The organism is Geobacillus sp. WSUCF1 (genome assembly GCF_000422025.1).
GTDB lineage: Bacteria > Bacillota > Bacilli > Bacillales > Anoxybacillaceae > Geobacillus > Geobacillus zalihae.
Genome location: NZ_ATCO01000032.1, coordinates 1 through 8,014, shown reverse-complemented (window position 1 = coordinate 8,014; position 8,014 = coordinate 1). Strand labels below are relative to the sequence as shown.

Annotated in this window: 3 protein-coding genes and 1 pseudogene; 2 read left to right on the top strand and 2 right to left on the bottom strand. The window is 45.1% G+C overall.

Annotation, left to right across the window (positions count from 1 at the left end):
- Nucleotides 1-18: 18 nt before the first annotated feature.
- Nucleotides 19-1,296 (top strand): annotated as a pseudogene (locus I656_RS18960) (site-specific DNA-methyltransferase); the annotation flags it as partial.
- Between the two features lie 3 nt (nucleotides 1,297-1,299).
- Nucleotides 1,300-4,254, top strand: a complete 2,955-nt coding sequence (locus I656_RS11930) for a type III restriction-modification system endonuclease (RefSeq protein ID WP_020754183.1) — start codon at nucleotides 1,300-1,302, stop codon at nucleotides 4,252-4,254.
- 613 nt (nucleotides 4,255-4,867) lie between these two features.
- Here I656_RS11930 and I656_RS11935 read toward each other — a convergent pair.
- The gene (locus I656_RS11935; protein WP_033004936.1) at nucleotides 4,868-6,616 is read right to left on the bottom strand and encodes an ABC transporter ATP-binding protein; all 1,749 of its coding nucleotides are present in this window, start codon (nucleotides 6,614-6,616) and stop codon (nucleotides 4,868-4,870) included.
- Complete coding sequence (locus I656_RS11940; RefSeq protein ID WP_033004934.1) at nucleotides 6,606-7,436, bottom strand: MerR family transcriptional regulator; 831 nt, start codon at nucleotides 7,434-7,436, stop codon at nucleotides 6,606-6,608. Before I656_RS11940 ends, I656_RS11935 begins: the two co-directional genes overlap by 11 nt.
- Nucleotides 7,437-8,014: the final 578 nt, after the last annotated feature.

Below are 8,014 nucleotides of genomic sequence, written 5' to 3'. Positions count from 1 at the left end.
TTTATCTAGCACCACGGGTTTATAAGTATTGATGATACGGAGGTATCAAACCTGAAAAAAATATGCGACGAGATATTTGGTGAAGTCAATTTTATAACAATATTTATTTGGCAAAGAGCTTTTGCCCCTGTTAATATGAATAAGTTTGCTTCTCGTAATCACGATTTTGTTTTGTGTTATGCAAAACAAACTGATTTTCTATCTTGGTATGGATTACCGCGTAGCCAGGAAGCTGACACCCGTTATTCCAATCCCGACAATGACCACGTGGTCCTTGGACATCAGGAGATTTATCAGTTGGGCCGCCTGTGCCAGAAAAAATTTATGAAATCGTTACACCAAGTGGACGAGTCGTTTATCCGCCTAAAGGATATTGCTGGAGAGTAACCAAGGAGAGGTTTGCCGAACTTTTAGCTGATAATCGTATCTGGTTTGGTAAGGATGGTGATAGCGTTCCACGTTTAAAGCGTTTTTTAAGTGAAGTAAAATCTACTATTACTCCATTGACTGTATGGACGCATCAAGAGGTATCGCACTCACAAGATGCAAAAAAAAGAATTAAAAGAATTATTTGAAGACCAGTCAGTGATGGATTATCCTAAACCAGTAAAGTTGATGAAGAGAATTTTAGAGTTATCAACAAGGGAGAATGATATAATATTAGACTTCTTCTCCGGCTCCGCCACAACTGCCCATGCAGTCATGCAGTTAAATGCGGAGGATGGCGGCAATCGGAAGTTTATTATGGTTCAGCTGCCGGAAAAAACGGATGAAACGTCCGATGCGTATAAAGCGGGATATAAAAACATTTGCGAAATCGGCAAGGAACGCATCCGCCGTGCGGGGGAGAAGATCGTTCAAGAAACCGGGAAGACGGATTTGGATATCGGCTTTAAAGTGTTTAAGCTCGATTCTTCCAATATTAAAGAATGGGATCCGGATTTTGAAAACCTCGAGCGGGACCTTTTCGACTTGCAAAACAATATTAAGGAAGATCGGACGAAAGAAGATTTGTTGTATGAGATTTTACTGAAAATCGGGCTGCCGTTGACGGTGCCGATTGAGGAAATCGACTGCCGCGGCAAAACGATTTACAACGTTGCCTATGGTTCCGTACTTATTTGCTTGGAAGACGAAATCGATCTTGACCTTGTTCAGGAGATGTTGAAACACCGTTCTGAGCATATGCCGCCGAAAGTTATTTTGAAAGAATCCGGCTTTATGAGCGACGCGGTGAAAACGAATGCCTTGCAAACATTGAAAAAGCACGGCATCACGGATGTGAGGAGTGTATAACCGATGAAGCTGAAGTTTCACGCGGATTTGGACTACCAACGGCGCGCGATTGAGTCGGTGGTGCATATTTTCAAAGGACAGGAACTGAGTCAGTCGAACTTCACCGTTTCGTACGGCCCTGATGCGGGAATGCTTCAAACGGACTTAGGCGTCGGGAATCGGCTTGACCTGACGCCTGAGGAAATTTTAAAAAACGTCCAAGACATCCAGGTGAGAAACGGACTGCCACGCAGCGAACGGCTCGATGGCATGCATTTTACGATTGAAATGGAGACCGGAACAGGAAAGACGTACGTATATTTGCGGACGATTTATGAGCTCCATAAACATTATGGGTTTACAAAATTTGTTATCGTCGTCCCGTCAGTGGCAATTCGTGAAGGGGTGTATAAAACACTGCAAATCACCCGCGACCATTTTGAAGAACTGTACGACCGCACGCCGGTTGAGTACTTTATTTACGACTCGCAGAAGCTTGATCAAGTCCGCAATTTTGCGACGGCGACAACGATTCAAATTATGATCATCAATATCGATGCGTTCCGCAAAAGCTTTGAAGATCCAGAAAAAGAAGATAAAGCGAACGTCATTCATCGGCCGAACGACCGTCTAAACGGATACCGCCCGATTGAATTTATCCAACAGACGAATCCGATTGTCATCATCGACGAACCGCAAAGCGTCGATACGACGCCGAAGTCGAGGGAAGCGATTGCGTCGCTGAACCCGCTTTGTACGCTGCGCTACTCGGCGACGCATGTGGATAAATACAATATGATATATCGCCTCGATGCGGTCGATGCGTACAATCAAAAGCTTGTGAAAAAAATTGAGGTCATGTCTGTCCGCTCTGAGCCGTCGTTCAATGTGCCGTACATCAAACTTGTCGAGGTGAAAGAGCGGAAAGCGAAACTTGAGCTCGATGTCGAATCGCGCGGAAAGGTGAAGCGAACGACGAAAACGGTCAAATACGGCGATGACTTGTATGACGTTTCGGGGGAGCGCGAACTGTACCGCGGCTATATCGTCGAGCAAATCGATTGGACGGAAGGAAATGAAGCGGTTGAAATCAACGGCTATCGACTCAGGGTGGGCGAGGCGATTGGGGATGTCGATGACGATGCCATCAAGCGGTATCAAATCCGCAAAACGATTGAAGAGCATTTAAATAAAGAATTGTGGCTTCGCCCGCGCGGGATTAAAGTGCTCAGCTTGTTCTTTATCGACAAAGTTGCCCATTACCGCGACTATGATCAAGAAGGCCAGCCGGTAAAAGGAAAATATGCGATCATGTTTGAGGAAGAGTATCGGAACTTAATGCAAAAGCCGAAATACCGTCCCCTCTGGGAAGATCCGGGCATTGACCAAGATATCGAGAAGGTGCATAACGGATATTTTGCCCAAGATAAAAGAGGACGGTTGAAAGATACAAAAGGAAATACAGAGGCGGATACGGATGTATACAACCTTATTATGAGAGACAAAGAACGGCTGCTCAGCCTCGATGAGCCGCTCCGCTTCATTTTCTCCCATTCCGCGCTCCGTGAAGGATGGGACAACCCGAACGTCTTCCAAATTTGCACGTTGAAAGACTCCTCCGGCACGTACGTATCGAGGCGCCAGGAAATCGGGCGCGGATTGCGGTTGGCTGTCGATCAAAACGGAGAGCGGGTGCATGACGATCATGTCAACATATTAACGGTGATGGCGAATGAGTCGTATGAAGAATTCGTCGCTACGTTGCAAAAAGAGATTGAAGAGGATACGGGCATTCGGTTCGGCAAAATTGAAAAGCATGTCTTTGCGAAACTCATCTATTTGGACGAGGCGACGGACGAGCCGGTGCAAATGGGTTATGATTTATCATTGAAGCTGTATGAGGAATTAAAACAAAACGGCTATATTGACAAACAGGGCAAAGCAACGGAAAAGCTCAAGCAGGCCATTGAAGACTACGACCTCCGTTTAGGCGACGAATTCCAGCCGTGGCGGTCGTCCATCGTGAAAGAGATCAAACGGCACTTGCAAGCGTTGCCGATCAAAGATGGGACGAAAAAGAAAAAAGTCAATGTCAATATGGCGGTTCTCAATCAAGAAGAGTTTCGGCAATTGTGGGACAAAATCAAATACAAAACCGTCTATTCGGTCGATTTTGACAGCGAACAGCTCATTGACTTGTGCATCGCCGCCATTCAGGAAATGAAGCCCATTGAAAAAATCCGCATTGTCAGCCGGAAAGGACGGGTTGAGATCGACCATGTGACAGGCGTACAGGCTCAGGTGGTCAGCGAAAAAGTGGAGGATTACGTGAGCTTGCACCATACGCTTCCGGATGTCATCACGGAGCTGCAAAACCGGACGAATTTAACGCGGAAGACGATCGTGCGCATTTTGACCGGCTGCAAACGGCTCGATGATTTCAAAAACAATCCGCAGAAGTTTATTGAAGAAGTGGCAAACATCATCCAGCGCCAAATGAGGCTGTTGCTGAAAGATGGCGTGAAATATTACAAAATTGGTGATGATGCGTATTACGCGGTCGAACTGTTCCAAAACGAAGAGCTGCTCGCCTATTTGAACGACAACGCCATCCCGAGCGAAAAATCGCCGTTTGACCATATCCTTTACGATTCCGATGTGGAAGAGCGGTTCGCCAAACGTTTTGAACACGATGAGAACGTAAAAGTGTACGTCAAACTGCCGAGTTGGTTTAAAATTGACACACCGATCGGCTCCTACAATCCCGACTGGGCGCTTGTCATCGAAAAGGATGGAGAGGAAAAACTGTACTTCGTCCTCGAGACGAAAGGACAGGAATGGGAGGACGAACTGCGTCCCGGTGAAGCAGCGAAAATTGCCTTCGCCCGCAAACACTTCCAAGCCATCGGAACAGACGTGGAATTCATCGGACCGGAGAATGATGTCGAGCGGTTTATGTTACGAGCCTTAAGCCGTTGAAGGTGGGGACAAAACAGAAGCCAAGCGGGCTTCTGCTTTGTCTTAGCATCACATTATGAATTGACCCGGTTGAATGCAAAATCTTTGAGACATCCAAGAGCACATTCCCGAGCAGCAACAGGGCGCTAGTGTATTGCACACTTAGAGAAATAGGAGTTGATAAAAAATGAGCTTCAAAGCGGAAGCGTTGCGAGTTTTCATCGCTTCGCCATCGGAGGCAGAAAAGGGAGCGGCACCGCACCGCTCTTTTTGTATTTTTTGGTCGGTCGACAAAGTTCGACGGCAATGTTTTACAAAAATTGACACAATCAAATTGAACGTGTTGCCTATAGTGGGGAGCTGATTCATTGTTTCAGCTCCTGTTTTTGGAAGAATGGTTGCTTCACAGAATGAATCCTTGACACGCAAGGGGAGCAAAGAGGGTTGCACCTATGGACATCCGCATTCGTAAGATCTTGGTCTTCCACCATTGATTGACCGGCTGGGTGCGGTGGACTCTCAATGCCAGCCTCCTGCTGGTGCTGGCGTTCAGTGGCTCACAAAGTCCTTTGTTCTTCCTCTTGTTAAGGTGCGAAATGTGAGTTGGAAAGTCGGTGAGTATATGGCTGCCTAATTACCTTTTGCCTTGGGAAAACTGATGGGTGACCAGCTTTTGATATAAACGATGGGTAGCCAGCAATAATTCATGGTTTCCCTGTCCAGTAATGCGCCCGTCTTCGACAACGAAGATCGTGTCTGCATCGGTGACGGTAGAAAGCCGATGGGCAATAATCAACGTCGTTCGACCTTTCATCACGTTTTTCAGCGCTTCTTGCACTAGGCTTTCTGAGTCGCTGTCCAAGTTAGAAGTGGCTTCATCTAATAGCAGGAGTTTTGGGTTTTTTAAGATGGCTCGAGCAATCGCAATACGTTGTCTCTGCCCTCCTGAAAGCTTGATCCCTCGTTCGCCGACTTCTGTTTCATAGCCATTCGGCAATTTTTGAATAAATTCGTGAGCGTTGGCCAGCCGAGCGGCCTGTTCGATTTCTTCATGCTCAGGCATGCTTTCGAATCCATAACAAATATTTTCTCGAATGGTGCTTGACAAAATGGGAATATCTTGAGAAACGTAGCCAATCGCTTGTCGCCATTTTTGTAAATCGATTTCATGGATAGGTATGTTTCCTAACAAGATTTGTCCCTCGTCTGGCAGATAAAAGCGTTCAATCAGTGAAAAAATGGTGGTTTTTCCGCCGCCGCTGGGGCCAACAAAAGCGTAAATTTTGCCTGGCTCAATGGTAAAATGAATGCCTTTTAGCACCGGTTTATCTTGATGATAAGAAAAGGAAACATGTTTGAACTGCAATGTTTGATTGAAGTCGGGTTCTTTTTGTGAGCCCAGCAGTTCCCGTTGCTCTTGAAAGATTTCATTAATCCGCTCTGTAGCCCCCAATGCTTTTTGAAAGGTGGTGAAAAAGGAAGCTGTAGCAGTGAAAGGCATGACAATTTGAAAAATATAAATGATGATGGCCGCAAGCTCTCCCGCCGTCAAATGCCCAGATGCAACCTGGGCGCCGCCATAACCGACAATGATCACGACAACGAGCATCATGACGGTGGCAATCATCGGTGAGATGACGGCATAGACTTTCGCTTCTTTCAAACCGAAGGTCATTAAATTTTTGATCTCTTGATCTCCTTTTTCTGCTTCCATGTGTTGACCGTTATAAGATTTCACGAGACGGATATCTTGCAAGATCCGGCCAAGATGTCCCGAAAACTTGGCCAGTTCATCTTGCGTGCGCAAAGAAATTTGATGCATCTTTCTTCCCAACGGCATGATGATGAGCATAGCAGCGGGAACGGCCAAAAAGATAAAGAGAGTAATTCGCCAATCAATCATAATCAGTAAAATGATGGAACCGATCACAGAGACGATGCCACTAAAAAATGTGACGAGATGGTTGGAAATAAGCAATTTGATGACTGCTGTATCTTGAGTAATGCGGCTCATCGTTTCCCCCGATTCATAGCGGTCAAAAAAGGAAACAGGCAAATGAAGGATGTGGTTCCATAATCGACTTCGAATCTGGGCTACTAGAGCTTCTCCGGCATACGACATGAGATAAAACGAGATGCCGCCTGCCGCCGTTTGAATGAGAAAAGCAGATAAGAGCCAAAAAATTTGTTGCCACTTCATTCCGCCATGGGCTAAGAGATCAATAAAGTCTTTCGCAAACAGGGGGATGATCAACCCAGCCCCGCTTTCAATCAATCCAAGAATGAGGGCGAAAGCAATGAGCGATTTGTTCAATTTTCCTTGTTTGAGCAAATACCAAAATGGTTTTGGACTGCCTTGTTTCGTTTCGATCCTATTTTTCATATCCACTGTTCTCTCCTTCCTTTGATTCCTTCATATCTATACCCATGTGCTCAAGACGTTGCATGTAGTCATCCATCGCTTGTTCAAGCCACTGCGTCTCTTCTTTGGAAAAGGGGAGGGGACTAAGAACATCCCATTCTTCTTTCCACTCAAAAGAATCCCATTGGTTCTGGTTAAGTAGCTCGGTAATCTTTTCAACGGTCTCCAAGCTCAAAAGACCAAAAGTAGAGCGCAGGAACGTTTCAATCATGTGCTGTACGTCAGGGTGGTCGGCGGGGAGTCCGTACAGTTCGTGAACTTGTTTGACGAATTGGGCATAGGATTTGATCATTTCGTTCTCTTTTTGCTTGAGTTCTTCATTATGGAAGATGGCATCAACCGTTTCTTGGTCTAGGTAATGTGTCATCAATCGTTTTTGATCATCTTCTGTTTGAATGCTGCGGATTAAGCTCATCAAGAGAAGGCTGTCAATTTCTCCTTCTTCCTCTAAAAGGGTGATGGCATATTCAATGGCTTGAATGGATCTTTCTAACTGTCTTCGTTTCTGTTCTAGCATGTTTTTTTCCAGCATCAACGTTTCTTTTAAGGTAAGGTCGTATGTTGGTTGGTGAATATATTGTCGAATCTCTTCCAAGCTAAGCCCAATAAACTTCAAACTCATAATTTTGTGCAATTGAAGAATGTCCTCTTCCGTATAGATTCGATGTCCTGATGACGGATCTTTCGTTGGCTGCAGCAGTCCAATTTCATCATAATACCGCAATGTCCGGATGGATACACCTGTCTTTTTGGCGATTTCGCCGATCGAATACGTCTCCATGACAGTTGTCCTCCTTCTTTCTTTTGCTAGTCTCTCCCTTATCATACACCCTAACGCAACTGGAGGTTCAAGAGGGAATTGTTTAAAGGAAGGCGGATCGCTCCGCCTTTGTGCATGGATTGATGCACTGGAGATCATTTTGCACGATATAAAATACCTGAATCCGTGATAAAGACGCGTTCAAACTGCCAAGAAAACTTGATCAATCAACAAATATTGCACTCGGGGTTCTTCACCTGATAGGTGAACATTCGGAATAGAGTTGATACTTTGGCATGATTGGGTTTTCCAACATTTTTAATACACTTCTGTCACGGATTCGGGACATGAAAATAGTGCAGGAAATCATCACAAAAAGGGATTGATGGATCATTCAATATAACTAACACCGAAATCAAAGTTGACTTCCATCCGTCACGAATTCAGGTTTAAAAGTCAAGTACATCTTTTGGTAATTAACTAATTTATGGGCTCTTCACCACAAGTTGTACTTGAGATTTTAAGATAGGTATGCATAGGGAAAATAGAGGATACAAAAAATGGCTCTTCACCACAAAATGTACTTGAAAAAGAAAGAC